Below are 25,658 nucleotides of genomic sequence, written 5' to 3'. Positions count from 1 at the left end.
CCGGTGCGGGAGCCTGCGAGCCCACGGACGAAGCAGTCTGGTCAGTCACGAGATGCCTCCTGGCCTGGGGTTTCGCTGCCGTCGGAAGGCGCGACGACGTCCACGGCCTGGTTGTCGATCAGTCGGGTGGTCCCCACGCGTGCCGCGACGAGCAGGAGCGCGGGTCCGGTGTGCTCGGCGGGAACCTCCTCCACGGTATCCGGGTCGACGAGCGCGAGGTAGTCCACCACAACGCTCGCGGCCTCGTTGAGGATTCCCGAGGCCGTCGCCCGGACCGCCGCGGCGCCCCCGCCGGCGGCCGCCTGCTGCGCCCCTGCCCGCAGCGCGCGGGACAGCGCCAGCGCGGAGCGGCGCTCGGCGTCGGACAGGTAGGCGTTGCGCGAGGAGAGCGCGAGACCGTCCTCGTCGCGCCGCGTGGCCACGCCGACGATCTCGACGTCCAGGTCCAGGTCGCGCACCATGCGGCGCACGGCCAGGAGCTGCTGGGCGTCCTTCTGACCGAAGAGCGCGACGTCCGGGCGGGTGACGTGCAGCAGCTTGAGCACCACCGTCAGCACCCCGTCGAGGTGCCCCGGCCGGAACGCGCCCTCCAGCACCTCGCCGATCCGGCCCGCGCTGACGCGCACGACCGGGTCGCCGTCGGGGTAGACGACGTCGGGCGTCGGCGCGTAGACGACGTCGGCCCCCGCGCCGGCGAGCAGCGCGACGTCCCGCTCGAGGTCGCGGGGATAGCTGTCCAGGTCCTCGCCGGCCCCGAACTGCAGCGGGTTGACGAAGATCGTCACCAGCACCTGGCCACCCGGCCCCGCCTCGGAGCGGGCCCGGCGCACCAGGTCGAGGTGACCCTCGTGCAGAGCACCCATCGTCATGACGACCGCGCGCCGGTCGGTGGCCTCGGGCGCGGTGAGCGCCCAGGTGGCCATGGCGTCCTGCAGCCGGGACCGGGTCTCGACGACCACGGGGAGCCGGTGCCCGCCGGACCCGTCGTGCGACGACGTCTCGTCGTCGGCGCCGTGCGCGTCGTGGGCCGGCGTGCTCATTCCTGCTCCTTGCGTGGTTCGTCGAGGACGTCGAGCAGCGCGCGGGCCGCGGCGTCGTCGATCCGGTGGCTCGCCAGCGCGCGCCGCGTGGCGCCCCGGGCGAGCTCGGTGTAGCTGTCCGGGACGTCGGTCGCCCCGGTCCGCGCGGCGAGGTCGCCGAGGGCTTCGAGATGGGTCGACACCGTGCCTGCATCTCCGCGGGACACCGGTCCGGTGAGCGCCGAGACCGCGCCGGGGCCGACGCCGTCACGCACGTCAGCGGAGCGTGTCGCGCCGTCGAGCGCGGCGCCCAGCAGCGGGGCGAGCACCCGGCCAGGCCGCTCGATCCCGGCGGCCTCCAGGGCCTGCGCCGCCTGCGCCACCAGGACCACCAGGTGGTTCGACCCGTGCGCGAGGGCCGCGTGGTAGAGCCCGCGATCCGCCTCGCCGACGACGACGGGCTCCCCGCCGACCTCCACGACCAGCGCCTGACCGATCGGCAGCACGGCACCCGGTCCGGTGACGGCGAACGTGCAGCCGGTCAGGCGGGCGAGGTCGAGCGACGTCCCGGTGAACGTCATCGCCGGGTGGATCGCCAGCGGGATGGCGCCCGCACGCTGCGCCGGGGCGAGCACGCCGGTGCCGTAGCGGCCCGAGGTGTGCACCACGATCTGCCCGCCCTGCCAGGCGCCCACCTCCGCGAGGCCCGCGACCAGGTCGGCCAGCGCGTCGTCGGGCACCGCCAGCAGGACGAGCTCCGCCCGCTCGACGACCTCCGGGATCTCGAGGTTCTCCACGCCTGGCAGGAGGGTCTCGATGCGTTCGCGCGAGTCGTCCGAGACGCCGCTCGCCCCGACCACGGCGTGCCCCACCGAGCGCAGGGCGCTGCCCAGCACCGCGCCCACGCGCCCCGCACCGATGACGCCCACGCCGAGGCGCCCCGGCCGGGCGGCCCCCGCCGGGGTGCCCGACGGGGTGCCCGACGGCGGTACGACGCTCACGCGTCGCCCTCGGGTCGCACCGGGGCGGGCCCGGGCGGCGTGCCGGCGTCCTGCTCCGGCCGGTCGTCGCCGCTGGCGGCAGCGACCGCGGCCATCGTCTCCATCCAGCGCTCCGGGGTCTGGTGCGCGCGTGCCGTGCGGGCGCGCACCGCCTGCTCCGCGATGAGCCGCGCCGCGTCCGGGGCGTCCAGGTGGTGCACGGCCGGGCTGATCGGGCCGGGCGTCGAGTGCACCGTGAACGAGGCCACGCCCCGCCGTCGCTGCCACGGCCCCTGCCCGAGGCCGAGCGACTGGGTGCGCTCGTGCGGCACCACCGCGAGCCGGCGCGTCAGGCGCCCGCCGCGCAGCAGCAGCGCCCGGTCGGTGACGACGAAGCCGTTGCGGCGCCACGTCAGAGGGTCGAGGATCCGCGCGCGGCGAGGGCTCGTGGTGAAGCTCGTGTCCGTGCGGGAGTCTCCGGTGAGGCCCTCGTCCACCAGCGCGGCCGGGTCCGGGGTGCCGAGCTCCGGCAGGACGAGCCACAGCGCGGTGAGCGCCTCCTCCCGCGGCCCGACGGGCAGCAGGACGCTCTGGGTGTCCGTGCCCTCGATGCCGTACCCCGCGACGTTGACCTTGATGCGCCACCAGTCCTTGCCACGCCACCAGATGCCCTGTGTGAGCTCGATGGCCTGCACCCGGCCCGGGGGGATCGTCTGCGCACGGGTCTCGAGCAGACCGTGCCGCAGGCGGATGCCGTCCGGGGACACCGCGGCACGGAAGCCGAACTCCCCCGCGAACCGGTTGAACAGGAACGTGGCCACACCCAGCAGGGCGGGCAGCATCGAGAACAAGATCCCGACGTTGCGCGTCACGGCCACGACGACGCCCACCGCGACGAGCGCGACGAGCGCGAGCCAGACCGCCGGGAGCCGGACCAGCGAGGCCACCAGCCGTCCCGGCGGCACCTCGTAGACCTGGTTCTCCGGGGCCTCGACCGGCGCGGCGAGCACCGCGGCCGGGGCGTCGTCGGTGTCGGGCGGCTGGTCCGCCGGGGCGTCGGGACCCGCCGGAGCCTCAGGAGCGGCGGCGTCGGGAGCCGCGCCGTCGGGAGCGTCAGCGTCGGGAGCCCCGACGTCCGCGACTGCCGATCCGGTCCCGTCGCCCGTCCCGACCGTCGCGGTCGCCGTGCCCCCGGCACCGGCTGCCGCAGCGGTCGCCGGCGCCGTCCCGCTGCGACGCGCCTTCACCCCGGCGGCCCGTGCGAGCAGGTCCGCACGCAGCGCCGTCGCCTCGTCGAGGCGCAGGAACCCGATCGCCACCGCGGAGTCGGTGCCGCCCGCGACCTCCAACGTCAGCTCGGCCAGGCCGAAGATGCGCGCCAGCAGCGGCTGGCGCACGTCCACCGCCTGCAGACGGTCCAGGCGGGCGTGGCGCTGCTGGCGGAACAGGATGCCCTTGCGCAGGTGCGCGGCGTCGTCGTCGACCGCGTAGCTGGTCATGCGCCACGCCAGCGCCGCGTACCCGAAGATCACGACGAGCAGCCCCAGCACACCCAGGGCGAATACCCACCACAACCGCGCCACGTCGTCGAGGATCTCGCCGTACGGGACACCGTCGAAGCTCTGCTGGGCGACGATGAAGAGCAGGGCGACGATGACCGCCCAGCCGCGGACGAACGGTGTGACCGGGTGGACCCGGCGCCACTCCTGGTCGCTCACAGGCCCGCCAGCCTCGCCTCGCCGCGGGCCGTGAGGCGGTCACGAAGGCGCTCGGCCTCGTCCGGAGCCAGGCCCGGGATCACCGCGTCCGTGCTCGCGGCCGCGGTGTGCAGCTGCACCTTGGCGATGCCGAGCTTGCGGTCGAGGGGACCCGCCTCGACGTCGACGAACTGCATGCGGCCGTAGGGGACGACGACAAGCTGGCGGAAGAGGATGCCCTTGCGGATCAGCAGGTCGTCGTCACGCTCGGCGTACCCCATCGCCCGGACCTGCCGGGGAACGAGCAGCACCGCCCACAGCAGCAGCGCGGCCAGGACGCCGGCGGGGATCCACACCCACGGGGTCACCAGCACCGCCACGATCGCGCAGGCGATGATCGGGACGCCGAGCATGAGGGCGAGGACGACGAGCCGCGCCGTGATCAGTCGCGGCGAGAGACGGTCCCAGGTGACGCCGGCCGGATCGAACGGTCCCGCGGCGGCATCGGGCACGGTGGTGGCAGACGGCGAGACGGACGTCGCGCCGTCTGCGGAGGCCCCGGGCGGCACCGGCGAGGAATGGGGACTACTCATGGCTCCATCCTGGCACCGACCGCGGGAAGGAACAGCATCGGCTCCGGCTCGGACTGATCAACGCTCCTTGAAGTAGCGGAACAGGTGCTTCTCCCGGGTCGCCAGCACCCCGACCAGCGTGCCGATCAACGTCGCCGCCGCGCCGGCACCGGCGGTCATCCCGGCTGTCGCCCACGTCTCGAGAAACGGTCCTGGGCTGCCGAGCAGGGCCGCGACGCCGGTTGCCGCAGCCGTCACGGAGAGCGCTGCGGCAAGCCAGCACCCGGCCTCCAGGAGAAGCTGCCAGGACAGCAGACGCTTCGGCACCCTGGCGTGCAAGGCCGAGGCAAGCTCTAGCCGCCGAGCGCGGACCGCGACACAGCCCAGGACGAGCCCCACGACGGCGGCCGCGGCGGGAGCGGTCGCCGTGGGACGCGAGTCGACCGACCCGGTCAGGTCGTAGGTGCTCCCTCGCTGGGAATTGAGCTGCCCGAGGCGAGGGTCGTCCGCGCCCGGAGACATCGCGGAGTAGAGCAGTCCGGCGGCGTCCTCGTCCGCCGGCCAGGCTTCGGCCCAGCACCGCTCGAACGTCCCCGATGCCGGGACCGCGACGACGGCGGCGTAGGCCAGCACTCGGTCGCGACCGTCGTCCGGCCAGCTGTACACGCCGGCGATGCGCACGCGCCCGTCGGTGGTGACGAGATCGTCCCCGGCTGACGCGCCGAGGGCGGCGGCAAGGTCGTCCGCCAACCAGATGCCTCCCGTCGCGCCTGTCACCACCTGGGTCGGACGCGCCGTCGACGTCAGCAGCTCAAGAACTCCCGGGGTGACCTCCCACACCGTCAGGTCCGAGCTCGGCATGTTCGCCGCACGGATGGGCGTGCCCGGCCGCAGGGCACCTGCTCCGGCCAGCCGCGACACGCCGCTCAGTCCCTGGCACCGTGTTCCGTCCACGACCTGTTCACGCTCGGACGCCAGGGTCAGCACGGCCGCTCCGGCGGACCGGAAGGCGTCGGCGTCCTGCCAGACCCGCACGAGCACCCGGGCATCGGCCACAGCCAGGCCGCCGACGAGGACGACGAACGCCAGCGCCCACCAGAGTGCTCGCGTGGTCCCGGTCACCAGGTTCCGCGCCGCCTCACCGGCTACTGAACGAGCCTTCATGCTCATGCCGACGCACGGACGGCGGGCGAGAACTCTGCCAGGTCGATCACGCGGGTACAGGCATCGCGGGTGGCCGGATCGTGTGTCGCGACGAGCACGGCCGTGTCGTCCTGCACCAGCTGTGCCAACACTCGGTTGACCGTCGCCGAGGTGGCCAGGTCGAGCTGTGCGGTCGGCTCGTCGACGAGGAGCAGGTCCGGTGCCGTGGCTACGGCGCGAGCGAGCATGAGCCGCTGCGCCTCGCCGCCCGAGAGCGCCCGGAACGGGCGTTCAGCGCTGTCCGACACACCGAACTTCGCGAGGATCCGCCGTGCTTCCGGCTCAGCAGTGTGCCGGGACCGACCTCGGGCCAGCAGCGGCAGCACGACGTGGTCCAGTGCGCTGCGCCGGGCCGATCCGTGCGGGTTCTGGAAGACCCAGCCGGTGTGCACGAGACCCTCCCGGACGACCTGACCGCGGGAGGGCACGAGCCATCCTGCCAGGATCGCCATCAGCGTCGACTTTCCCGATCCGGACGGCCCGACGAGAGCCACGAGCTCTCCCGCACGCAGCTCCATGTCGACGTCTTCGAAGAGCAGCCCGTCCGGAGGAAAGCGGTGTGCGAGCCCGGTCGCGCGCAGCGCGGGCATCAACAGCCCACCCCGTCCGGCTGCACCCGGACCGACCGCAGTCGTTCCGCGTCGACGAGACGCACCATCGTCTGCCCCAGAGACGACGCCACCACCTCCACGCGCAGCGCCTCGCCGTCGTCGGTCTGGACACAGCCCTGCCCGTCTCCGGTCGAGACGATCGCCGACGGCGGCACCACCGCCACGTCGACTTCCTGCGCGAGGGCGATCTCCATCGTCAACCGGTCCGTCCCCTCGTCCTGGCTCTGCTGGAACTGCTCACTGCCCTCGACCGCGGCCAGGAACCGGGTGTCACGCACGACGCCGTCGCCGTCGATCTCCGCGACCGAGCCGTCGAACCGCACCACCCAACCCTCCCCGGGCGGCTCGACCACCGTCAGCTCGGTCAAGCCCCCGGAGACCGTCGCGACCTCGCCCTCGGTGACCCGGTCGCCCACCCGGACGAGGCACTCGGAGACCACCACGTCGGAGCCCGGCAGCCACAGGACAGAGGCCGCGACCAGCACACCGCCAGGTCGGCCGTCCCCGGCATCGTCCTGGACTGCGCGCACCGCGGCCTGCGTCGCTGCCCCGTAGTAGCCTCCCGGCTCCAGGTCGTGCCCCAGCCGGGCAAGCTCCTCCTGCAGTGCGAGAACGTCAGGCCCCCGGGAACCCGACTGCAGGTCGCGCCACAGCGGCACGTCGGTGGCCAGGGCGACGACGGGCCGGTCGTCGATGACGAGGGGGACGTCACCGGACTCGACGCTCTCACCCTCTTCGCAGGCCGACGCCGTCACCCGGCCGGTGTCGGCGACCGTCAACGACTCCGGTGCTCTCACGGTGGCCAGCACCGAGACCTGCCGGGCGCCGTCGTAGGTCTCGGACGTCACCGCTACGGCGCCCTCGTCTGCGAACGTCTCGGCCGAAGCTCCCTCGACGGGACCGGGTAGCAGGAGCAGTGCCGCTGTCACGCCGCCAGCGGCCAGTGCCACGACCACCAGCAGCACCGCGGAGAGTGCGACCCGTACGCCCCCACGCCCGTTCACTCGCCGCCGACCTCAACCTGACTGTCGGCCGACATCTCGCTTGCGGCATCGGGCGTGAGGCCATGTGTCCCGAACGGATCGTGGAGACAGACCAACGCCTCCGGGGTGGTCGGTTGCATCTCGGCGGCCTTGATCTGCCGGTCCAGCTCGTCCCCCGGCACGCCGGCAAGCTCCGTCGCCCCGGACTCGTCCAAGCAGCGGCGCATCGCCTCACCCTGAGCGAGCCCTTCGGGATTCTCTCGCATACCGAGATAGATCGCCTCGACAGGTCCTGTTGTGCTGTCCATGCATTCGGTCACCAGCTCGAGTGTTCGGGAACCGTCGTCGTCCCCAGCGATATCCGCCGTCTCGAGTCTTCCACCCTGATCCGGGTCCAAATCGTGCTCGACTCCATGCCCGGAAAGACAGTCCGACAAGTGCTGGCGGAGTTCACCGTACTCGGCTTCGCTGACGTTGTAGTCCGCGAGAATCTGGCGGTGATCTTCGGTCACATGCTCACTTTCATCGACCAAGACCTGATCGATCTGAGCCCGCCACAGCTCCGGAGTCGCGTCGGCTGTCTCCTCAGGCGCTGCGCATCCCGCCAGAACGAACACGGCCAACGTCACGACCGAGGCAGCCCTCGTGGCAATCCGTTGCATCAGTAGGTGTACCAAGCGGAGTTTGCGGCTCCGGCCTTGGCCCGCACTCCGCGGACGATGCCAGACGAGGCCAGGACGGCCACCGTCGCGCGAATGAGTGCGCGCATAGTGTGCTCCCCCATGGTTGTGGAGCGCTCCCATCGTTGTGGAGCGCTCCGATGCCCGAAAGGTAGTGATATGTCACTGCGGAGGTCAAGTCAGATGTGGGCCTGCAGGCAAGGGTGCCGTGCCGCCCTCAGGACGTGATCGCCTCTGCCTCGCCGTCGTCGTCCTCGGGCGGCGGGACCTCGCAGAACTTCTCCACGACCAGGCCCACCACGCTCAGCACCACGGCCGCGAGGGCCGCGACGCCGGAGACGACCGCCTGGTCGCGCCGGGCCTCGACCTCCAGCTGCGGCAGCACGACCAGCACGTGCGCGACGTAGCGGCCCGTGAGCAGCGCCCCGGTGTAGGAGGCGGCCTTGGCCATCGCGAAGGTCCGCGCGGCACGCAGACCGGGAAGGTCCGGCCGGTCGCCGCGCAGGTAGGCCCGCACCGACCAGCCGGCCCCGAAGATCAGCCCGGCCAGCAGGAGGATCGCGAAGATCTCGATCCACGCGGCGCCCGGCAGGTAGACCCGCCGCGACTCCAGCAGGCGCAGCAGCAGCGCGCCGACGACGGCGACGACCGCCGCGACGGCGGCCAGGGTGCGCACGCGGGTGCGACGCACGTCAGGAGCGCCCGGGTTCGCCGTCCGGCGCGGGCGGGATCGGGGCGTGCTGGTGCGGCGCCGGGATGAACGCCTGCTCGTCCTGCGCGGGGTACGACGGGGCGGGCGGGTGCACACCGGCGGGTGGGACCGACGGCGGGGCCGCCGAGCGGTGCGGGTCGGCGTAGACCGGCTGCGGCCGGGTGCCCTGGACGGACGGCGGCTCCGGCGCGTACTCGGGCTGCGGCGCATAGCCGGGCTCGGCCGCGTACTCGGGCTGCGGCACGTAGCCCGGCTCCGCCGCGTAGTCCGAGTGCTGCTCGTACGGCCGCTCCGGCGCGTACTCCGGCTGCGGATCGACGTAGACCGGCTGAGACTCCGGTGCGTACGGGGCCGGCTCCTGCGCGGCCGGGACGAACGCGGGTGGCTCCTGCCGCTCCGGCACCTCCTGCGGCTCATACGCCCAGCCTGCCGGGCCGGCGTCCGTCGGCAGCGGCTCGGCCGATGTCTGCCCCGGCTGCTCAGCATGTGCCTGAGGACCCGGTTGCCCCGTCGGCCCTGCGGTCGGCGGGTCGTCGTGCCGCGGCACCGGGACGGACGGAGGCATCTGACCGGGTGCGGGCTGGACAGGCTGGGGCACGGCCGGGTCGCCCTGCGCCGGCGTGTAGGGCCCGCCCGCGGGCTGGGGCGAGCGACCGTCCCGGACGGGCAGCGGGTCAGGCTGCTCGGCCGGCTCCGGCTCGGGCTGAGGCTCTGGCTCGGCCTGGGCCGCCGCCTGCGGCTGAGCGGCGACGGCGCCCGTCGTCGCGGGCTCGGTCAGCCAGTCCAGCGCCAGCCAGCGGATCCCGGGCCGGTCCGGGGCGGTCGCCGCGAGCTGTGCCACGGGGCCGCCACCGAGCCCGCCGAGGACGGCGTCCGGGTCGACCTCGGCCCACGGCACCAGCACGAACGCCCGCTCGCGCGCCCGAGGGTGCGGCAGCTCGAGGTCCTCGGCGCTCGCGACGAGGTCGTCGTACTGCACCAGGTCGATGTCCAGGGTGCGCGGTCCCCACCGCTCGTCGCGGACGCGGCCGTGCACCAGCTCGACCTCCTGGCACGCGCCCAGCACGTCGCGCGGCGGCAGCGTGGTCCGCACGATCAGCACCGCGTTGAGGAAGTCGGGCTGATCGGGTCCGACGGCGGCGGTCCGGGCCAGCGGAGAGACCTCCATGACCTGCAGGCCCGGGATCCGGTCGATGTCGGTGACGGCGGCGCGCAGCGTCCCCTGCGGGTCGCCGAGGTTGGACCCGAGGGCGAGGACCGCCTCGACGGGACCGGTGGGCACGGCGTCCAACGGATCGGACGGCGCGGCCGGCTCGGGCTCCGGCGCGGCCTCGGGCTCGGCCACCGACGCCGGGGCGGCTTGCCCCGGGGCGGGCGCGAACTGCGTGGGCACCGCGGAGATCATCGTCTCGCCGACGTCCGGGACGTCGGCAGGGTGCTCCGTGGAGTGCTCCGTAGGGTGCTCGGCGGCCGGCTCGGGCGCGGCCGGCTCCGGTGTCGACGGCACCGGGACCGGCGGCACCGGGGCGGGCTCGTGGGCCACGGCCGCCGGCTCCTGCGTCGCGAAGGCGGTGACCGCGGGCATCCGCGCGCGGTCGCGACGCACCACGACCTCGACGTCGTCGAACGGCACACTGATAGGCGCCTGCGGCTTGTGCACGCGGACGTCCACGGCCCGGACGGCGCCACGTTCGAGCACCACCGCGGCGATCCGCTCGGCGACGGTCTCGACCAGGTCGGCGGGCGATCCGGCGAGCACGTCGTGCACGTCCTCGGCGACCTCCGCATAGCTCACCGTCGCGGACAGGTCGTCCGAGCTCGCCGCGGCCTGGGTGTCCAGGTGCAGCACGACGTCGGCGCGGAACGTCTGGCCCTCGGCACGCTCCTCGGGGAGCACGCCGTGGTGCCCGGTCGCGGTCACGCCCGACAGCCGGATCTGGTCGAGGGGCTGCCCGTCCGGGCCGGGTACGGCATCGGCAAACGTCACGGGGTGGCCTCCGTCTCGTGGCCCGGTGTCGCGACGGCGTCGCGCTCCGGGAAGGTCTTCTCCTGGGGGGTGCGCGCCGCATCCCAGGCGGCTGCCACGCGCACGGCGTCCACGCTCGCACGCGCGGCATGCACGCGCACGCACCACGCCCCGGCGTGTGCGGCCAGCGCCGAGATCGCGGCGGTCGCGTCGTCCCGGGCCAGCGGGGGCGCCGGGTCGCCCGCGGCGGTCGCGAGCAGGTGTCCGAGGAACCGCTTGCGCGACGCCCCGACCAGCACGGGCCGGCCGAGCGCCTGCAGCGCGTCGAGGCGTGCCAGCAGCGGCCAGTTCAGGGTGCCCGCCTTCGCGAAACCGAGCCCCGGGTCGAGGACGACCTGCTCGGGCGCCACTCCGGCGTCGTGCAGGGCGGCGAGGCGCGCGCCGAGCTCGGAGCGCACGTCCGCGACGACGTCGTCGTACACCTCGAGGTCGTCCATGACGTCGGCGTGGCCGCGCCAGTGCATCGCGACGTAGGCCGCCCCGGTCGCCGCGACGGCGTCCGCCATCGCGGGATCGGCGAGCCCGCCGGAGACGTCGTTGACGATCCTGGCGCCCGCGGCCACCGCGCGCTCGGCGACCGCGGCGCGCGTCGTGTCGACGGAGACGACGGCTCCGGTCGCGGCGAGACGTCCGATGACGGGGATCACCCGCGCCAGCTCCTCGTCCTCGCTGACGCGCGCGGACCCGGGCCGGGTCGACTCTCCGCCCACGTCCAGGATGTCCGCGCCCTCGGCGAGCAGGTCGAGGCCGTGCTGCACGCCCGCGTCCGGCTCGAACCACTCCCCGCCGTCGGAGAACGAGTCGGGGGTGATGTTGACGACCCCCATGACGAGGCAGCGTCCGGCCCCCGTCAGCTCGGGGAGCCCGGCGACCACGGCGTCGCGTCCAGCCATGCGCGCTACCGCCCCAGGATGAGGCTCATCGCCTCGGCACGGGTCGCGGCGTTCTGCATGCCGCCCCGCACCGCGGAGGTCACGGTCCGCGAGCCGGGCTTGCGCACGCCGCGCATCGACATGCACAGGTGCTCGCACTCGACGACGACGATGACGCCGCGGGGGTCCAGGATGCGCACCAGGGCGTCGGCGATCTGCGTGGTCAGCCGCTCCTGGACCTGCGGCCGCTTGGCGTAGACCTCGACCAGGCGGGCGATCTTGGACAGCCCGGTGATCCGGCCGTCGGTGCTCGGGATGTAGCCCACGTGGGCGACGCCGTGGAACGGAACCAGGTGGTGCTCGCAGGTGGAGTACAGCTCGATGTCCTTGACCAGCACCATCTCCTCGTGACCGAGGTCGAACGTGGTGGTCAGGACGTCCTCCGGGTCCTGGCGGATCCCCGCGAAGATCTCCCGGTAGGCACGGGCGACCCGTGCCGGGGTGTCCCGCAGGCCCTCACGCTCGGGATCCTCGCCGACGGCGATCAGCAGCTCGCGCACGGCGGCCTCGGCACGCTCGGCGTCGTAGGCCGGCACCTCGGCGGCCGGGCGCATCCCGATCGACACCGGCGTCACCGGCGAGCCCTCCGCGTTCACGGGCTCTCCTCGGTACCGTCGTCGCCGGTCCGGGACTCGCCGGCGTCCCGCTCCCCGCCGGCAGCGCGCGAGACGCGCCCGCTCACGTCGGACCGTGCCGCGGCCTCCGCCTCGACGTTGCCGACGACGGCGGCCTCGTCCTGCGGGACGCCCGGCGCACCGTTGGTCGAGTACGCGGCCTTCTCGCCGTCGGTCATGACCGGTCCGCGCGTGTGCACGGCGCGCTGCTCGCTCGAGAGCCACACGTCGCGCGCCTCGCGCTTGGTGACGGGGCCGAAGATCTCGGCCAGCTCGGCCTGGTTGAGCGTCTCCTTCTCGAGGAGGTGCAGCACCAGGTCGTCCAGGACGTCGCGGTACTGGGTCAGGACCTCCCAGGCCTCGTCGTGCGCCGACTCCACGAGCCGGCGGACCTCGTGGTCGACGGTGCCCGCCACGGACTCGGAGTAGTCCCGCTGGTGGCCCATGTCCTTGCCGAGGAACGGCTCGGAGGACGCCGAGCCGAGCTTGATCGCCCCGACCTTGTCGCTCATGCCGTACTCCATCACCATCTTGCGGGCGATGGCGCTGGCCTTCTCGATGTCGTTGCTCGCACCGGTGGTCGGGTCGTGGAACACGATCTCCTCGGCCACGCGGCCGCCCATGGCGTACGCGAGCTGGTCGAGCAGCTCGTTGCGCGTCGTGGAGTACTTGTCCTCCGTGGGCATCACCATCGTGTACCCGAGGGCCCGGCCGCGCGGCAGGATCGTCACCTTGGTGACGGGGTCCGTGTACCGCATGGCCGCCGCCACCAGGGCGTGGCCGCCCTCGTGGTACGCGGTGATCTTCTGCTCCTTGATCTTCATGACGCGGGTGCGCTTCTGCGGCCCGGCGATGACGCGGTCGATCGCCTCGTCCAGCGCGCGGTCGTCGATGAGCTGGGCACCGGAGCGCGCGGTGAGCAGCGCGGCCTCGTTGAGCACGTTCGCCAGGTCGGCGCCGGTGAACCCGGGGGTGCGGCGCGCGACGGCGGCCAGGTCGATCTCGTCGACCATCGGCTTGCCCTGGGCGTGCACCTGCAGGATCCGCTCGCGGCCCTTGAGGTCGGGTGCTTCCACGGCAACCTGCCGGTCGAAGCGGCCGGGCCGCAGCAGCGCCGGGTCCAGGATGTCCGGACGGTTCGTGGCGGCGATGAGGATGACGTTCGTCTTGACGTCGAACCCGTCCATCTCGACGAGCATCTGGTTGAGCGTCTGCTCGCGCTCGTCGTGCCCGCCGCCCATGCCGGCGCCGCGGTGGCGGCCGACGGCGTCGATCTCGTCGACGAAGATGATCGCGGGGGCGTTGTTCTTCGCCTGCTCGAACAGGTCACGGACGCGCGAGGCGCCGACACCGACGAACATCTCCACGAAGTCCGAGCCGGAGATCGTGTAGAACGGCACGCCCGCCTCGCCCGCGACGGCGCGTGCGAGCAGGGTCTTGCCGGTACCGGGCGGACCGTAGAGCAGGACGCCCTTCGGGATCTTCGCCCCGACGGCCTGGAACTTGTCCGGCTCGGCGAGGAACTCCTTGATCTCGTGCAGCTCCTCGACCGCCTCGTCCACGCCGGCGACGTCGTCGAACGTCACCTGGGGCATGTCCTTGCTGATCAGCTTCGCCTTCGACTTGCCGAAGCCCATGACGCGGCTCCCGCCACCCTGCATGCGGGACATGACGAACCAGAAGATCGCCAGGATGATGAGGAACGGCACGAGGAACGACAGCATCGACCCGAGGAACGACGCCTGCGGGACGTCGGTGTCGTACCCCTCGGCCAGGTCGGCGCCCTCGACCGCGGCGACGACGTCCTCGCCCTGGGGCGCCACCCAGAAGAAGTCCACCTTCTCGCCGTGGTCCACCTCGTCGTCGGTGTCGGCGTCGACGACGTAAGGCTCGGTGAGGTCGAGCTCCACCCGTTGCTCGCCGTCGACGATGAGGGCGTGCTCCACCGTGTCACCCTCGAGCAGCTCGAGGCCCTGGGACGTCTCGACCCGGCTCACGTTCTCGCCGGTGAAGGCCGAGAACGCGAGCGCGACGAGCACCAGGCCGAGCACGATCCAGATGATCGGTCCGCTGAAGATCTTCTTGAGGTTCATCCGTGACGGGGCGGTGCCCCGCTTCCCTTCGTCCGGGCGGTGGTTCGATAGGCGAAACTACACGGCCGTCCTGAAAGTTCCCGGTGTGTTCGCGCAGGGCTCAGCGCACGTCAGGAGTAGACGTGCGGTGCCAGCGTCCCGATGAACGGCAGGTTGCGGTACTTCTCGGCATAGTCGAGGCCGTAGCCCACCACGAACTCGTTCGGGATGTCGAACCCGACGTACTTCACGTCGACGTCCACCTTCGCGGCGTCCGGCTTGCGCAGCATCGTCGCGATCTCGACCGACTGCGGGCCGCGGGAGCGCAGGTTCTGCACCAGCCAGGACAGGGTCAGGCCCGAGTCGATGATGTCCTCGGCGATCAGCACGTTGCGGCCCGACAGGTCGGTGTCGAGGTCCTTGAGGATCCGCACGACGCCGGACGACTTGGTCCCGGAGCCGTAGGACGACACCGCCATCCAGTCCATCGAGACGGGGTGGTGGAGGCGGCGCGAGAGGTCGGCCATGACCATGACCGCACCCTTGAGGACACCGACGAGCAGCAGGTCCTTGCCCGCGTAGTCCGCGTCGATCTGGGCGGCCATGTCGTCCAGCCGGGTGCCCAGCTGTTCCTCGGTGAGCAGGATGTCGGCGAGGTCGCCGGCGACGTCCGACTGGTCCACGGGCTACTCCTCATGGTGCGGGGTGGGTTCCGCGCCGGGAACCGTGCCCGAGCGCAGGACCAGCCTGCCACACGCGCGGGTGACTCGTGCGCCACCGGGCAGGTGCACCTCGCCCTGCCCGCGCCACCGCACGACCAGGGCGTCGAGCGCGGTGACGTGCCGCGACGTCGTCGACCCCGCAGGACATCCGGCCTCCAGGGCCGCGGCCCGCAGTGCACGACGGCGCAGCGCGGCGGGCGCCTCGGCCAACGGTGTGACGTCGAGCACGACGGCGGCGCCCGCGCCCGCCTCGTCCGCCGCATGCGCCTCATGCGTTTTACCGATGTCGGTAGTTCGTGTCGAGATCGGCAGTGCGGACTGCCGATCACGGCCCCCACAACCCCCCACGGGGGAAGGGGGGAGGGGGGGGGGGGGCGGTGGGGGGGGCCGCGCCCGCCGGGGCCCCCCCCCCCCCCCCCCCCGAACTACCGACATCGGTAAAAGGTTCGAGCGGGAGGCGGGCGGCAGTGAGCAGGTCGGTCGCGAGCGCGTCGAGCAGCTCCGCGTCGTCGCGGAGCTGGTCCGCGCTGCGGCCGAGGGCCTCCACGGCGCCAGGGCCGAGCACGTCGGCGAGCGCCGGCAGCAGCAGCCCGCGCACCCGCGAGCGCAGCGGTGCGCCGGCCGCGGACGCGTCGTTCGTCGGGTCCTGCCACGGCTCCAGGCCGACGACGGCGCACACCCGCTCCGTCTCGGCACGCCGCAGCCCGAGGAACGGTCGGCGGTAGGGACCACGACGTCGCGGCATCCCCGCCAGCGACCGGGTCCCGCTCCCCCGGGCCAGCCCCAGCAGCACCTGTTCGGCCTGGTCGTCGAGGGTGTGCCCCAGCAGCACCGCGGCAGCACCCGTCGCCGCCACCACGTCGTCGAACGCCGCGTACCGGGCGTCGCGGGCCGCAGCCTCCAGCCCGCCCGCCGCCGGGTCCACCGCGACACGGCGCACCAGCACCGGGTCGAGCCCCAGCTCGCGGCACTGCTGCGCGGCCCGGCGGGCCACGCCGTCGGAGCCGGGCTGCAGGGCGTGGTCGACGACGACGGCGCCCGCCCGCACGGTGTGCCCCGCCGACCGCACGGACCGGCCCACCCGGCGCGACTCCGTGGCGACGGCGGCGGCGAGCGCCAGCGAGTCCGGGCCGCCCGAGCACGCGACGAGCACCAGGGCGTCGCGCGGCAGGTCGGCGAGGTCGGCGCGCACCGCCGCGCGGGCGGCGGCGAGAGCGGGGTCGACGCGGGCCACCGTCGCCGTCCTCAGGGGTGGACCCGGCGGACCCAGGCGCGCGCGTCGTAGATCTCCCGGGCGGAGGGCAGATGCTCGGGCGCGGCCCACACGGCGTTCAGCGCGTCACGTCCGGCCAGCGTCTCCACGGCGCGCACGAACCGGGCGCCGTCGCGGTACTGGGCCAGCTTGGCGTCCATGCCGAGCACACGCCGCAGCACCGCGTCGAACCGGGGTGCGCCCTCGCCGTCCCGCCGCTTCTCGAACCGGGCACGGATCGTGCGCACGCTCGGCACCACCCGGCGGCCGACGGCGTCCATCATCACGTCGGCGTGCCCCTCCAGGAGGGCCATCACGGCGGTGATCTCGGCGAGCTCGCGCTTCTGCTCGGCCCCGAGCACCTGGTCGAGCGGGGTGGTGAGCTCGCCCCGCACGGCGTCGAGCACCGTGCGGCCGACCAGCGCGGCCTTGTCCCGCCAGGGAGCGTGGGCGAGTCCCAGGGAGGTGGAGGTGACCTCCTGCAGGAGCCCGCCGAGCCGCCCGGCGAGGTGCTCGGCGAGCCACGGTGCGGCGGCGAACTGGAGCGCGTGGGTCTGCTCGTGCAGGCACACCCACAGGTGGAAGTCGCGGCGGTCGAGGCGGAGCGCCCGCTCCGCGGCGAGCACGTTGGGCGCCACCAGCAGCAGGGCGGGCCGGCCCTCGCCGTAGGGGTCGAACTGGCCGAGCACCTTCGACGAGAGGAGCGCGAGGAGCCCGCCGACCTCGGCGGCGCCGGCCAGCCTGGCGGCGGCGGACCCGGCCGACGGCGCGTCCCGGCCGAGCCCCGCGAGCGCCGGTCCCGTCATCGCGGCCATCGAGCGGCTGTTGGCGAGGGCCCAGGTGGCGCGGTCGACGACGCGCACGTCGCCGAGGTCGGGCCGCGGTACACGGACGCGGCGCAGGCTGCCGTCCGGGTGGTGGTCGCGCTCGACGGGCGCCGCCGGCCGCATCCGGGTGACGCGCAGGACGTGCGGGACGGCGTCGGCGGCGGCCGTGCGCAGCCCGCCGACCAGGTCGTCGAGCTCGCCGCGCGTGGCGACCGGTCCCGGCCGCGCGACGCGACGGGCGATCTGCGCGGCCGTCGACCAGTCGACGAGGGCGGTGCTCGGTGCGGTCACGGGTCCACGGTAACCGGGGCGGCTACGAGCAGCCGCAGGCCGCGAGGTCCCCGACGAAGTCGTCGAAGATCAGGTTGGCCCCGTACGAGCCGCCCTCGGGGATCCGGTCGGCGATCAGCGCGAAGACGAGCAGGCGGTCGTCGGCCGTGACGACGGTGCCCGCGAGGGCACGCACGTCGGGCAGGCTCCCCGTCTTCGCCTCCGCGTAGCCCCGGCCGGGGTTGTCGCCGTCGAACCGGTCGGCGAGCGTCCCCTCCAGACCGCCCACGGGCAGCCCGGTCACCGCTGCGCGCAGCTCCGGGTCCGCGGCAGCCACGGCGAGCGTGTCGACGAGCTGCCGGGCGCTCATGCGCGAGCCCTCGCCGAGCCCGGACAGGTCGGTGAGCTCGGCGTCGGAGAGGTCGACGCCGAGGCCTTCGACGGTGGCCAGCACCTCGCTGACGGCGGCGTCGGCCGAGCCGGGCAGGCCGGCGTCGATCGCCACGATCCGGCCCACGACCTCGGTGAGCGTGTTGTCCGACTCCTTGAGCAGGTAGCTGACGAGGTCGCCGAGCGGCGCGGACTCCACCCGCGCGATCTCCACCGCGGACGACGGTGCGGCCTGGCGCACGATCTGCCCGGACACCTCGACGCCGCGCTCGGCCAGCGCGTCGGCGAACGTCTTCGCGGCGGCGAGCGCGGGGTCCTCCTCGCGGGGCGCGTACTTGTCGTCGGTGAGCCGCCCGACGTCGACGGCGAGCGCGGCGACGGGTGCGACGTATCCGTCCTCGGCGTCGCTCGCGCGCACCGTCGGCGCGATCGCCGGACCGGTGAACAGGGTGTCGTCGACCGCGAGCGTCACCGCGTCGGTGCCGGTCAGGCTGATCTTCGCGACCACCTGGTCGGCGAGCTCGCCCAGCCCGGCGCGGCCGTTGACGGCCGCGGGATCGCCCTGGCCGGCCGCGAGCATCATGTCGCCGCCGCCCACCAGCACCAGCCGGTTGTCGCTGTGCAGCATCGCGCGGGTGGCGAGCCGGGTGTCCCCGCCGGGACCGGCGTAGGCCGCCACCCCGGTCAGGATCTTCTGCGTCGACGCCGGGACCATGAGGCGGTCCTGGCCGGAGTGTCCCAGCGTGTCGCCCGTGCCGCCGTCGGCCACCATCACCCCGACGCGCTTGCCGAGCCGCTTGTCGCCGGACAGGTCGTCCACGAGGTCGCCGACCTCGGCGGTGTCCGGGACGGGTGCGTCCTCGGGCAGCGCGGGGAGGGCGACGGACGGGATCGGACCGGTGGTCGCACCGGGCGGGTCGGGGAACGGAGCGGCGGGCTGCGGGGCCGCGTCGAGGGTGACCATGCCCGGCACGACGTCGTAGGCGTCGGCCACGAGGTAGCCGCCGAAGAGGGCCACGACCGTCGTGACGGTGGCGCCGACGCTCAGCCGCCACCCCATGCGGTCCTCCCCGTTCTCGTGAACCTGGTCACAAGCAGGCTCCGTCCCTGCGCATTCTCGCACGTCCTTGCCGCTGAGCGGCACCGCGGCACGGCGTTCCGGGCGGTTCTGCGTGGCACACTGGGGAAGCGCGCACGCCCCGAGACTGGAGGAACAGTGGAGTTCGACGTCACGATCGAGATCCCCAAGGGTCAGCGGAACAAGTACGAGGTCGATCATGAGTCGGGCCGCATCCGGCTCGACCGGATGCTGTTCACCTCGACCCGCTACCCGGACGACTACGGGTTCATCGAGGGCACCCTCGGCGAGGACGGCGACCCGCTGGACGCGCTCGTCCTGCTGGAGGAGCCCACGTTCCCCGGCTGCCTGATCAAGTGCCGCGCCCTGGGCATGTTCCGCATGCGCGACGAGGCCGGCGGCGACGACAAGGTGCTGTGCGTGCCGCTCGGGGACCAGCGCGCCGCGTGGCGTCAGGACATCGACGACGTCTCGGACTTCCACCGCCTGGAGATCCAGCACTTCTTCGAGGTCTACAAGGACCTGGAGCCCGGCAAGTCGGTCGAGGGCGCGCACTGGGTGGGCCGCGAGGACGCCGAGGCGGAGATCGAGCGCTCGTTCCAGCGCGCGAAGGACTCGGGCTACAGCCACTGATCGCGACGCGCTGACGGCCCTCTCCCGCACCACGGGAGAGGGCCGTCGCTGTCTCACTTCGTGGATCACCCCTTCCACTGAACGAGACAGGGCTCGTACGGTCGCGTCATGACAGACGCACCCCGCTGGTCCTTCGCCACCCGCCAGATCCACGCCGGCCAGACCCCGGACCCGACGACAGGCGCCCGGGCGCTGCCGATCTTCCAGACCACGTCCTACGTGTTCCCCGACGCCGAGACCGCCGCGAAGCGGTTCGCGCTCGCGGAGCTGGGACCCATCTACACGCGGATCAACAACCCGACCCAGGAGGTCGTGGAGAACCGCATCGCGGACCTCGAGGGCGGCGTCGGAGCGCTGCTGCTCGCCTCCGGCCAGGCCGCCGAGACGTTCGCGATCCTCAACGTCGCCGAGGCGGGCGACCACGTCGTGGCCTCCTCGAGCCTCTACGGCGGCACGCACAACCTGCTCCAGCACACCCTGCCGCGGCTCGGCATCGAGACGACGTTCGTCGACGACGCGCACGACGCCGAGGCGTGGCGAGCCGCCGTGCGGCCGAACACCAAGGCGTTCTTCGCCGAGACCATCCCCAACCCGCGCGGGGACTTCCTCGACATCTCGCTCGTGGCCGACGTCGCGCACGCCGCCGAGGTGCCGCTCATCGTCGACAACACGGTCGCGACGCCCTACCTGGTGCGACCGATCGAGCACGGGGCCGACGTCGTGGTGCACTCGGCCACGAAGTACCTCGGCGGGCACGGCACGTCCGTGGCCGGGGTCATCGTCGACTCCGGGAACTTCGATTACGCCCGGTACCCCGAGCGGTTCGCCGGCTTCAACACCCCCGACCCCTCGTACAACGGCGTCGTCTACGCCCGTGACCTCGGCGTCGACGGGATTCTCGGCGCCAACCTCGCGTACATCCTCAAGGCGCGCGTACAGCTCCTGCGCGACCTCGGGGCGGCGGTCTCGCCGTTCAACGCGTTCCTCGTGTCCCAAGGGATCGAGACGCTGTCGCTGCGCATCGAGCGTCACGTGGCCAACGCCCAGCGGGTGGCCGAGTGGCTCGAGGCGCGCGACGACGTCCGCACCGTGCACTACGCCGGCCTGGCGTCGAGCCCGTGGCACGCCACCCAGCAGCGCTACGCACCCCGCGGTGCCGGCGCCGTCGTGTCGTTCGAGCTCGGCGGCGGGGCGGAGGCCGGTCAGGCGTTCGTCTCTGCGCTGGAGCTCCACTCGAACGTCGCGAACATCGGCGACGTGCGCTCCCTGGTGATCCACCCCGCCTCCACGACGCACAGTCAGCTCACGCCCGAGGAGCAGGCCAAGTCCGGCGTCACGCCTGGCCTGGTGCGCCTCGCGGTGGGCATCGAGGACGTCGAGGACATCCTGGCGGACCTCGAGCTCGGGTTCACCGCCGCGAAGGACGCCCTCCCCGGCTGAGCCGGAGGTGCAGCGCAGGGTGAGGGCCGAGGGACGAGGCACTCGCCCGCAGCGGAACCGCAGGCTCAGCCGACGACAACCCGGCTGAGCCGGAGGTGCAGCGCAGGGTGAGGGCCGAGGGACGAGGCACTCGCCCGCAGCGGAACCGCAGGCTCAGCCGACGACAACCCTGCTGACTTGCGCGGCAGAGACGGCGTCTCGGCGTGCCCGACGGCGGCACGGCGGGGCGCCGTCGGCCTACGGTGGGCACATGCTCGCCACGATGATCCATGCTGCCCGGGACGTCCGCGCCGAGGAGCGCCCCGAACCCGCCCTGCTGACGGAGCACGACGCCGTCCTGCGCGTCACCGCGGCGTGCGTGTGCGGTTCCGACCTGTGGCCGTACCGCGGGGTGACTCGCACCAAGGAGCCGCACCCGATCGGCCACGAGCTCGTGGGCGTCGTCGAGCAGGTGGGGGCCGCGGTGACCTCGGCCGCACCCGGCGACTTCGTCGTGGTGCCGTTCACCCTGAGCTGCGGGCGGTGCCAGTCCTGCCGGGCCGGCTTCCCGTCGGCGTGCGACGTGGTGACGGGCTTCGGCTCGACCGACCGCGACGGGCACCCGGTCGACGGCGCGCAGAGCGAGCGCGTGCGCATCCCGCTCGCGCAGCACTCGCTGTTCCCGGTGGGCCGCCCGCTCGAGGAGCTGGAGGCCGCGGGTCTGGTCCCGCACCTGCTGTCGCTGGCGGACGTGATGTCCACCGGGCACCACGCGGCCGTCTCGGCCGGCGTCGGCCCGGGAGACACGGTGGCCGTGGTCGGCGACGGCGCCGTCGGGCTGTGCGGGGTGATCGCGGCGCGACGCCTCGGGGCGGAGCGCGTCGTGGCGTTCTCCCGGCACCCGGACCGGGCCGCGCTGGCGCGGGAGCTGGGCGCGACCGACGTCGTCGCCGAGCGCGGCGACGAGGGCGTCGCCGCGCTGCGCGAGCTGCTCGACGGCGACCTGGCCGACGCCGCGCTCGAGTGCGTCGGCACGGAGCAGTCCATGGCCCAGGCGCTCGGCTCGGTCCGCGGCGGCGGGCGCGTCGGGTTCGTCGGGGTGCCGCACGGCGGCTCCCAGGTGCCGGTCGGGCAGCTCTTCCGCCGCAACATCACCGTGGGCGGGGGCATGGCGCCGGCGCGGACCCTCATGGCCGAGCTGCTCGACGACGTGCTGTCCGGTGCGATCCTGCCCGGCAAGGTGTTCGACGTCGAGATGCCGCTGGCCGACGTCGCCGATGCGTACGCCGCGATGGACGAGCGCCGCGCGACCAAGGTGCTGCTGCGGCCCTGACGGGTCAGGCCCCGCGGGGGTCAGCCTCGCGGGAGCAGGGTCAGGGCGTACGTCGTGCTGTTGACGATCGTCGCCGTGACCGTGCGCGCCACCGCCTCCCCGGCGGCCTGAGCGCCCCAGCTGCCGACCTCGAGGTCGTGCGCACGGGTGATGACCGGCGTCGTCCACGGGATCTCCGGGTGGAGCTGGGGAAGCGTGCCGCTGCCCGCCAGCAGACCCACGAGCGCCGCCACCCGCGGCGTCGGCTCCGCCCCGTCGACGAGCACCGCACGCACGCCCGCGGCGAGCTCCGCCCGGCGTGACGTCCCGCCGTCCACGAGCGCGGTCCGCGCGAAGAACCCGAGGATCTTGCGCGTCTCCCGGCGGATGTCACCCCGCGCGACGACGTTCTCGAGCAGCGGCCCCCGCAGCTGGGGGCCGATGGCCGCGAGCACCGTCTGCACGCCCCGCGGCTTCCCGGTGACGGAGGCCCAGGCCGACCGCAGGACGGGGTCCGACGGCTCCCGGCCCTCGACGGCGCCCACCCGGACGTTGCCGCCCGGCGAGCGGGTGGTCCGCACGTGCCCGCCGAGGGCGAGGTCCGCGAGCACACCGCCCGCCAGGACGTAGAACAGCGTGTTCTCGCCCGCGATGGTGCCCGACCCCGGCTGGAAGAGCAGGAGCAGCAGGTCCTCCGCCAACGTCGGGGCGGCCGCCGGACCAGGACGCTCGGGCATCGTCGTTCCTCTCGTCGGTGCGCGCGTCACAGCCAGTCGTGCTCGCGGGCGTAGCGTGCGGCCTCGTGCCGCGTGCGGGTCTGCGTCTTCTGCATCGCACTGGACAGATAGTTGCGCACCGTTCCTGGTGCCAGGTACAGCCGGGCGGCGATCTCGGCGACCGAGTAGCCGTCGCGGGTCACCCGGAGCACGTCGAGCTCCCGGTCGGTCAGCGGGACGTCGTCGATGAGGGCCGCGGCGGAGACGTCCTGGTCGATCCACCGCCCTCCCTCGTGCAGCGCCGCGACCACCTTGGCGATGTGGGACGGCTCGGCCGACTTGCTGACGAAGCCCTGCACCCCGAGCCGCAGGGCCTGGCGCAGCACCCCCGGCCGGGCGTGGCGGGTCAGCATGAGGACCACCTGCTCGGGCAGGACCTGGCGGATCTCGGCCACGGCCTCCAGGCCGTCGACCCCCGGCATCTCGAGGTCGACGACCAGCACGTCGGGCCGGTGCGCGACCGTGGCCTCGACCGCCTCCGCGCCGTCGGCCGCTTCCGCCAGGACGGTGACGTCACCCTCGAGCGGGAGGAGCGCGGCGAGCGCCCTGCGGAGCAGGGCCTCGTCGTCGGCCAGCACCACCGTGGTCATCGTGCGTCCTCCTCGGGCTGCAGGTCGGCACCGGCGGCCCCGGCGGAGTCAGCGGTCCCGGCCGCCCCGGCCGGGAAGGTGGCCGCCGTGCGGAACCGGTCGTCCGCGAGCTCCGCGGTCAGGGTGCCGCCGTTGTCCGCCACCCGGCTCGCGAGCAACGACAGCCCCCGCAGCGTCGGCGGCGGGTGCCCGTCGACCCCGTCGTTGACGATCGTGATGCCGCGCTCCGTGACCGCCACGTGCACCAGCGTGGCACGCGAGTGACGCAGGACGTTGGTGGTCGTCTCCCGCAGCACCTGCGCCAGCAGGTCGCCGGGCTGCGGCCGGACGCTCGGCGGATGGTCGACGCGGACGTGGATGCCCGCAGCCTCGAGCAAATTCCTGGCGTTCTCCAGCTCGGCCGACAGGTTCGGCCGACGGCGCCCGTACGCGAGCTCCTTGGCCTGCGCGATCGTGTCGCCTACCAGGTCGTACGTCTCGCGCAGCTCCTGCTCCGCGCGTTCCGTGTCCGCACGCAAGAGCTTCTGCGCCAGCGCGATCTTCAGCTTCACCACGTGCAGCGTGTGGCCCTGGATGTCGTGCAGGTCGCTCGCGAACCGGACCCGCTCACGCACGACGGCGAGCTCCGCCTCCCGCTCCCGCGCCTCCTCCAGCTCTGTCATCACGTCGTAGAACCCCTTGTTGGGGAGCCGCAGGCAGATCAGGACGACGGTGATGCCGGTGGGCAGGATCACGAAGGAGATCAGCGCACCCGCCGAGAAGGGCCCGGCAGAGACCAGCCCCCAGGTGCCGACCAGCGCGACGAACAGCCCGACCCCGACGGCGGCCAGGGCCCGGCGGCGCGGAAGCTCCGGGACCACCAGGCACGCCACGACCGCCAGCGCGTAGTAGGCGGTCTGCGTGTCGCCGTCGATCACCAGGGCGCCGAACGGCCACACCGCCGCCGCGACGAACAGGCAGGGCGCCGCCACCCGCGCGAGGTCGCCGGCGGACCAGCGCTCGAACGCGACCAGGGCGGCCAGCAGGCCCGACGCCAGCACCAGCGCCTGGACCCAGGTCTGCGCCTGCCTCGCCACGAGCAGGACGCCCACGGCGCCGATCAGCGGGAGCAGCGCGGTGAGGTTGACCCGACGGAACCGCCGACGTGAGGACCGTGACGCCGTCGACGGCTTCCAGGGCCCCGCGGCCGTGCGTTGCGGGGCGGAGGTGCGGTCATCCATGGTGGGCGGCTCACAGGCTCGAGGGATCGTGTCCCTCAGTATCCGCTCCCGTGCGAGCCTCCTGCCAGTGACGCCGTGTCACACCGGGGTGCTGCGGATCGTCATGCCGCCGGGTGACGCCGGGACACTGGGATCGCGCCGCCGTCGGCGGTCTGATGGGGCCATGTCAACCAACACTGTGATCGACGTCGAGGGACTCGACGTCGCGTACGGCGACTTCCACGCCGTCAAGAACCTGTCGTTCCACATCGAGCGTGGTGAGCTCTACGCGCTCCTGGGGACCAACGGTGCCGGCAAGACGTCGACCCTCGAGGTCGTCGAGGGGCACCGCAAGGCCACCTCGGGCACGGTACGCGTGCTCGGGTCGGACCCGGCCGACCGCTCGGTGGTGCGTCCACGGGTCGGCATCATGCTGCAGGAGAGCGGCCTCTCGGCCGACCTCACCGTCGCCGAGTCCACGCGGCTGATCGGCCGCCTGACCGGACGCGAGGACTCCGTGGAACGCGTCCTGGGCCTTGTCGACCTCGAGCACAAGGCGGACACCCGCACCGGTCAGCTCTCGGGCGGTGAGCGGCGTCGGCTCGACTTCGCGACCGCGGTGTACGGCAGCCCGGAGCTGCTGTTCCTCGACGAGCCCACCACCGGCCTGGACATCGCGTCCCGGGACTCCCTGTGGGCCACCGTGCAGCGACTGCGCGACGAGGGCACGACCGTCGTGCTGACGACCCACTACCTGGAGGAGGCGCAGCAGCGTGCCGACCGCATCGGTCTGATGCACCGCGGCACGTTCCGCCACCAGGGGACGGTGGCCGAGCTGACCCGGTCGCTCCCGGCCTCGATCCAGTTCTCGCTGCCGCGGCACGCGCCCGCCCCGCCGACGAGCTCCGTCCCGCAGGCCGACGCGTCCTACGCGATCGAGACCTTCGAGCTCCAGCGGGACCTCAAGCAGCTCCTCGACTGGGCGGACAACCACGACGTCGAGCTGGAGGGCCTCTCCGCGGCTCCGACCCGCCTCGACGACGTCTTCCGCGCCATCGGCGCCGACTCCACCGCTTCCTGACCTACCCC

General features: G+C 73.5%; 25 protein-coding genes. 4 read left to right on the top strand and 21 right to left on the bottom strand.

Annotated elements, in window-relative coordinates:
• Positions 1–41: 41 nt before the first annotated feature.
• From panC to dacB, 18 genes are all read right to left on the bottom strand, one after another.
• Complete coding sequence (gene panC, locus ACH5HR_RS12705) at positions 42–1,040, bottom strand: pantoate--beta-alanine ligase (protein ID WP_402374147.1); 999 nt, start codon at positions 1,038–1,040, stop codon at positions 42–44.
• A complete protein-coding gene (locus ACH5HR_RS12700) occupies positions 1,037–2,020 on the bottom strand; it encodes a Rossmann-like and DUF2520 domain-containing protein (RefSeq protein ID WP_416478171.1) in 984 nt (327 codons plus the stop codon). Before ACH5HR_RS12700 ends, panC begins: the two co-directional genes overlap by 4 nt.
• Positions 2,017–3,717: a PH domain-containing protein gene (locus ACH5HR_RS12695; protein ID WP_416478169.1), complete on the bottom strand. Its 1,701-nt coding sequence runs from the start codon at positions 3,715–3,717 to the stop codon at positions 2,017–2,019. Before ACH5HR_RS12695 ends, ACH5HR_RS12700 begins: the two co-directional genes overlap by 4 nt.
• Positions 3,714–4,289, bottom strand: coding sequence for a PH domain-containing protein (locus ACH5HR_RS12690; RefSeq protein WP_402374141.1), 576 nt, complete (start codon positions 4,287–4,289; stop codon positions 3,714–3,716). Before ACH5HR_RS12690 ends, ACH5HR_RS12695 begins: the two co-directional genes overlap by 4 nt.
• A 57-nt stretch (positions 4,290–4,346) precedes the next feature.
• Positions 4,347–5,438 (bottom strand): hypothetical protein, encoded by a 1,092-nt coding sequence (locus tag ACH5HR_RS12685; protein ID WP_416478167.1) that lies wholly within the window; start codon positions 5,436–5,438, stop codon positions 4,347–4,349.
• Positions 5,435–6,061 (bottom strand): ABC transporter ATP-binding protein, encoded by a 627-nt coding sequence (locus ACH5HR_RS12680; RefSeq protein WP_402374137.1) that lies wholly within the window; start codon positions 6,059–6,061, stop codon positions 5,435–5,437. The genes ACH5HR_RS12685 and ACH5HR_RS12680 overlap by 4 nt, the downstream gene beginning before the upstream one ends.
• Positions 6,061–7,086, bottom strand: coding sequence for a peptidoglycan-binding domain-containing protein (locus ACH5HR_RS12675; RefSeq protein WP_402374135.1), 1,026 nt, complete (start codon positions 7,084–7,086; stop codon positions 6,061–6,063). Before ACH5HR_RS12675 ends, ACH5HR_RS12680 begins: the two co-directional genes overlap by 1 nt.
• The gene (locus ACH5HR_RS12670) at positions 7,083–7,694 is read right to left on the bottom strand and encodes a hypothetical protein (RefSeq protein ID WP_402374133.1); all 612 of its coding nucleotides are present in this window, start codon (positions 7,692–7,694) and stop codon (positions 7,083–7,085) included. Before ACH5HR_RS12670 ends, ACH5HR_RS12675 begins: the two co-directional genes overlap by 4 nt.
• Positions 7,695–7,962: 268 nt before the next feature.
• A complete protein-coding gene (locus tag ACH5HR_RS12665) occupies positions 7,963–8,436 on the bottom strand; it encodes a DUF3180 domain-containing protein (protein ID WP_416478165.1) in 474 nt (157 codons plus the stop codon).
• A 1-nt stretch (position 8,437) separates the two neighbouring features.
• Positions 8,438–10,444 (bottom strand): 2-amino-4-hydroxy-6-hydroxymethyldihydropteridine diphosphokinase, encoded by a 2,007-nt coding sequence (gene folK / locus ACH5HR_RS12660; RefSeq protein ID WP_416478163.1) that lies wholly within the window; start codon positions 10,442–10,444, stop codon positions 8,438–8,440.
• A complete protein-coding gene (folP, locus tag ACH5HR_RS12655; protein WP_402374127.1) occupies positions 10,441–11,376 on the bottom strand; it encodes a dihydropteroate synthase in 936 nt (311 codons plus the stop codon). Before folP ends, folK begins: the two co-directional genes overlap by 4 nt.
• A gap of 5 nt (positions 11,377–11,381) precedes the next feature.
• Positions 11,382–11,969 (bottom strand): GTP cyclohydrolase I FolE, encoded by a 588-nt coding sequence (gene folE / locus ACH5HR_RS12650; RefSeq protein WP_402374527.1) that lies wholly within the window; start codon positions 11,967–11,969, stop codon positions 11,382–11,384.
• 38 nt (positions 11,970–12,007) lie between these two features.
• Positions 12,008–14,122 carry an ATP-dependent zinc metalloprotease FtsH gene (gene ftsH / locus ACH5HR_RS12645; RefSeq protein WP_416478161.1) on the bottom strand — a complete coding sequence of 705 codons (2,115 nt, stop codon included), beginning with the start codon at positions 14,120–14,122 and terminating at the stop codon, positions 12,008–12,010.
• A 110-nt stretch (positions 14,123–14,232) separates the two neighbouring features.
• Positions 14,233–14,784 (bottom strand): hypoxanthine phosphoribosyltransferase, encoded by a 552-nt coding sequence (gene hpt / locus ACH5HR_RS12640; RefSeq protein WP_402374123.1) that lies wholly within the window; start codon positions 14,782–14,784, stop codon positions 14,233–14,235.
• 3 nt (positions 14,785–14,787) lie between these two features.
• Positions 14,788–15,051, bottom strand: a complete 264-nt coding sequence (locus tag ACH5HR_RS12635; protein ID WP_416478159.1) for a TilS substrate-binding domain-containing protein — start codon at positions 15,049–15,051, stop codon at positions 14,788–14,790.
• Between the two features lie 97 nt (positions 15,052–15,148).
• Complete coding sequence (gene tilS / locus ACH5HR_RS12630; RefSeq protein ID WP_416478158.1) at positions 15,149–16,057, bottom strand: tRNA lysidine(34) synthetase TilS; 909 nt, start codon at positions 16,055–16,057, stop codon at positions 15,149–15,151.
• Positions 16,058–16,068: 11 nt separating this feature from the next.
• The gene (locus ACH5HR_RS12625) at positions 16,069–17,193 is read right to left on the bottom strand and encodes an Rv3626c family coenzyme F420 biosynthesis-associated protein (RefSeq protein WP_416478156.1); all 1,125 of its coding nucleotides are present in this window, start codon (positions 17,191–17,193) and stop codon (positions 16,069–16,071) included.
• A gap of 22 nt (positions 17,194–17,215) precedes the next feature.
• Positions 17,216–18,622, bottom strand: a complete 1,407-nt coding sequence (gene dacB / locus ACH5HR_RS12620; protein WP_416478155.1) for a D-alanyl-D-alanine carboxypeptidase/D-alanyl-D-alanine endopeptidase — start codon at positions 18,620–18,622, stop codon at positions 17,216–17,218.
• A 156-nt stretch (positions 18,623–18,778) separates the two neighbouring features.
• Between dacB and ACH5HR_RS12615 the strand changes: the two genes are divergently transcribed.
• From ACH5HR_RS12615 to ACH5HR_RS12605, 3 genes are all read left to right on the top strand, one after another.
• Complete coding sequence (locus ACH5HR_RS12615; protein WP_402374115.1) at positions 18,779–19,273, top strand: inorganic diphosphatase; 495 nt, start codon at positions 18,779–18,781, stop codon at positions 19,271–19,273.
• Positions 19,274–19,381: 108 nt separating this feature from the next.
• Positions 19,382–20,713 (top strand): bifunctional o-acetylhomoserine/o-acetylserine sulfhydrylase, encoded by a 1,332-nt coding sequence (locus tag ACH5HR_RS12610; RefSeq protein WP_416478153.1) that lies wholly within the window; start codon positions 19,382–19,384, stop codon positions 20,711–20,713.
• 250 nt (positions 20,714–20,963) lie between these two features.
• Positions 20,964–22,025, top strand: coding sequence for a zinc-dependent alcohol dehydrogenase family protein (locus tag ACH5HR_RS12605; RefSeq protein WP_416478152.1), 1,062 nt, complete (start codon positions 20,964–20,966; stop codon positions 22,023–22,025).
• Positions 22,026–22,045: 20 nt separating this feature from the next.
• On the opposite strand, the gene ACH5HR_RS12600 is transcribed toward ACH5HR_RS12605, so the two are convergent.
• The 3 genes from ACH5HR_RS12600 to ACH5HR_RS12590 are packed head-to-tail and all read right to left on the bottom strand — an operon-like array spanning position 22,046 to position 24,590.
• On the bottom strand, positions 22,046–22,741 hold the full coding sequence (locus tag ACH5HR_RS12600; RefSeq protein ID WP_416478150.1) for a GOLPH3/VPS74 family protein: 696 nt from the start codon (positions 22,739–22,741) through the stop codon (positions 22,046–22,048).
• A 26-nt stretch (positions 22,742–22,767) separates the two neighbouring features.
• A complete protein-coding gene (locus ACH5HR_RS12595; RefSeq protein WP_402374107.1) occupies positions 22,768–23,370 on the bottom strand; it encodes a response regulator transcription factor in 603 nt (200 codons plus the stop codon).
• Positions 23,367–24,590: a sensor histidine kinase gene (locus ACH5HR_RS12590; protein WP_416478148.1), complete on the bottom strand. Its 1,224-nt coding sequence runs from the start codon at positions 24,588–24,590 to the stop codon at positions 23,367–23,369. Before ACH5HR_RS12590 ends, ACH5HR_RS12595 begins: the two co-directional genes overlap by 4 nt.
• Positions 24,591–24,753: 163 nt before the next feature.
• Here ACH5HR_RS12590 and ACH5HR_RS12585 point away from each other — a divergent pair, with 163 nt between their 5' ends.
• Positions 24,754–25,650, top strand: coding sequence for an ABC transporter ATP-binding protein (locus tag ACH5HR_RS12585; RefSeq protein WP_402374103.1), 897 nt, complete (start codon positions 24,754–24,756; stop codon positions 25,648–25,650).
• Positions 25,651–25,658 lie beyond the last annotated feature (8 nt).

It is taken from the genome of Isoptericola maris (genome assembly GCF_048065335.1).
Lineage (GTDB): Bacteria > Actinomycetota > Actinomycetes > Actinomycetales > Cellulomonadaceae > Isoptericola > Isoptericola rhizosphaerae.
The sequence above is the reverse complement of the archived record's forward strand: the minus strand, read 5'-3'. Positions and strand labels throughout refer to the sequence as shown.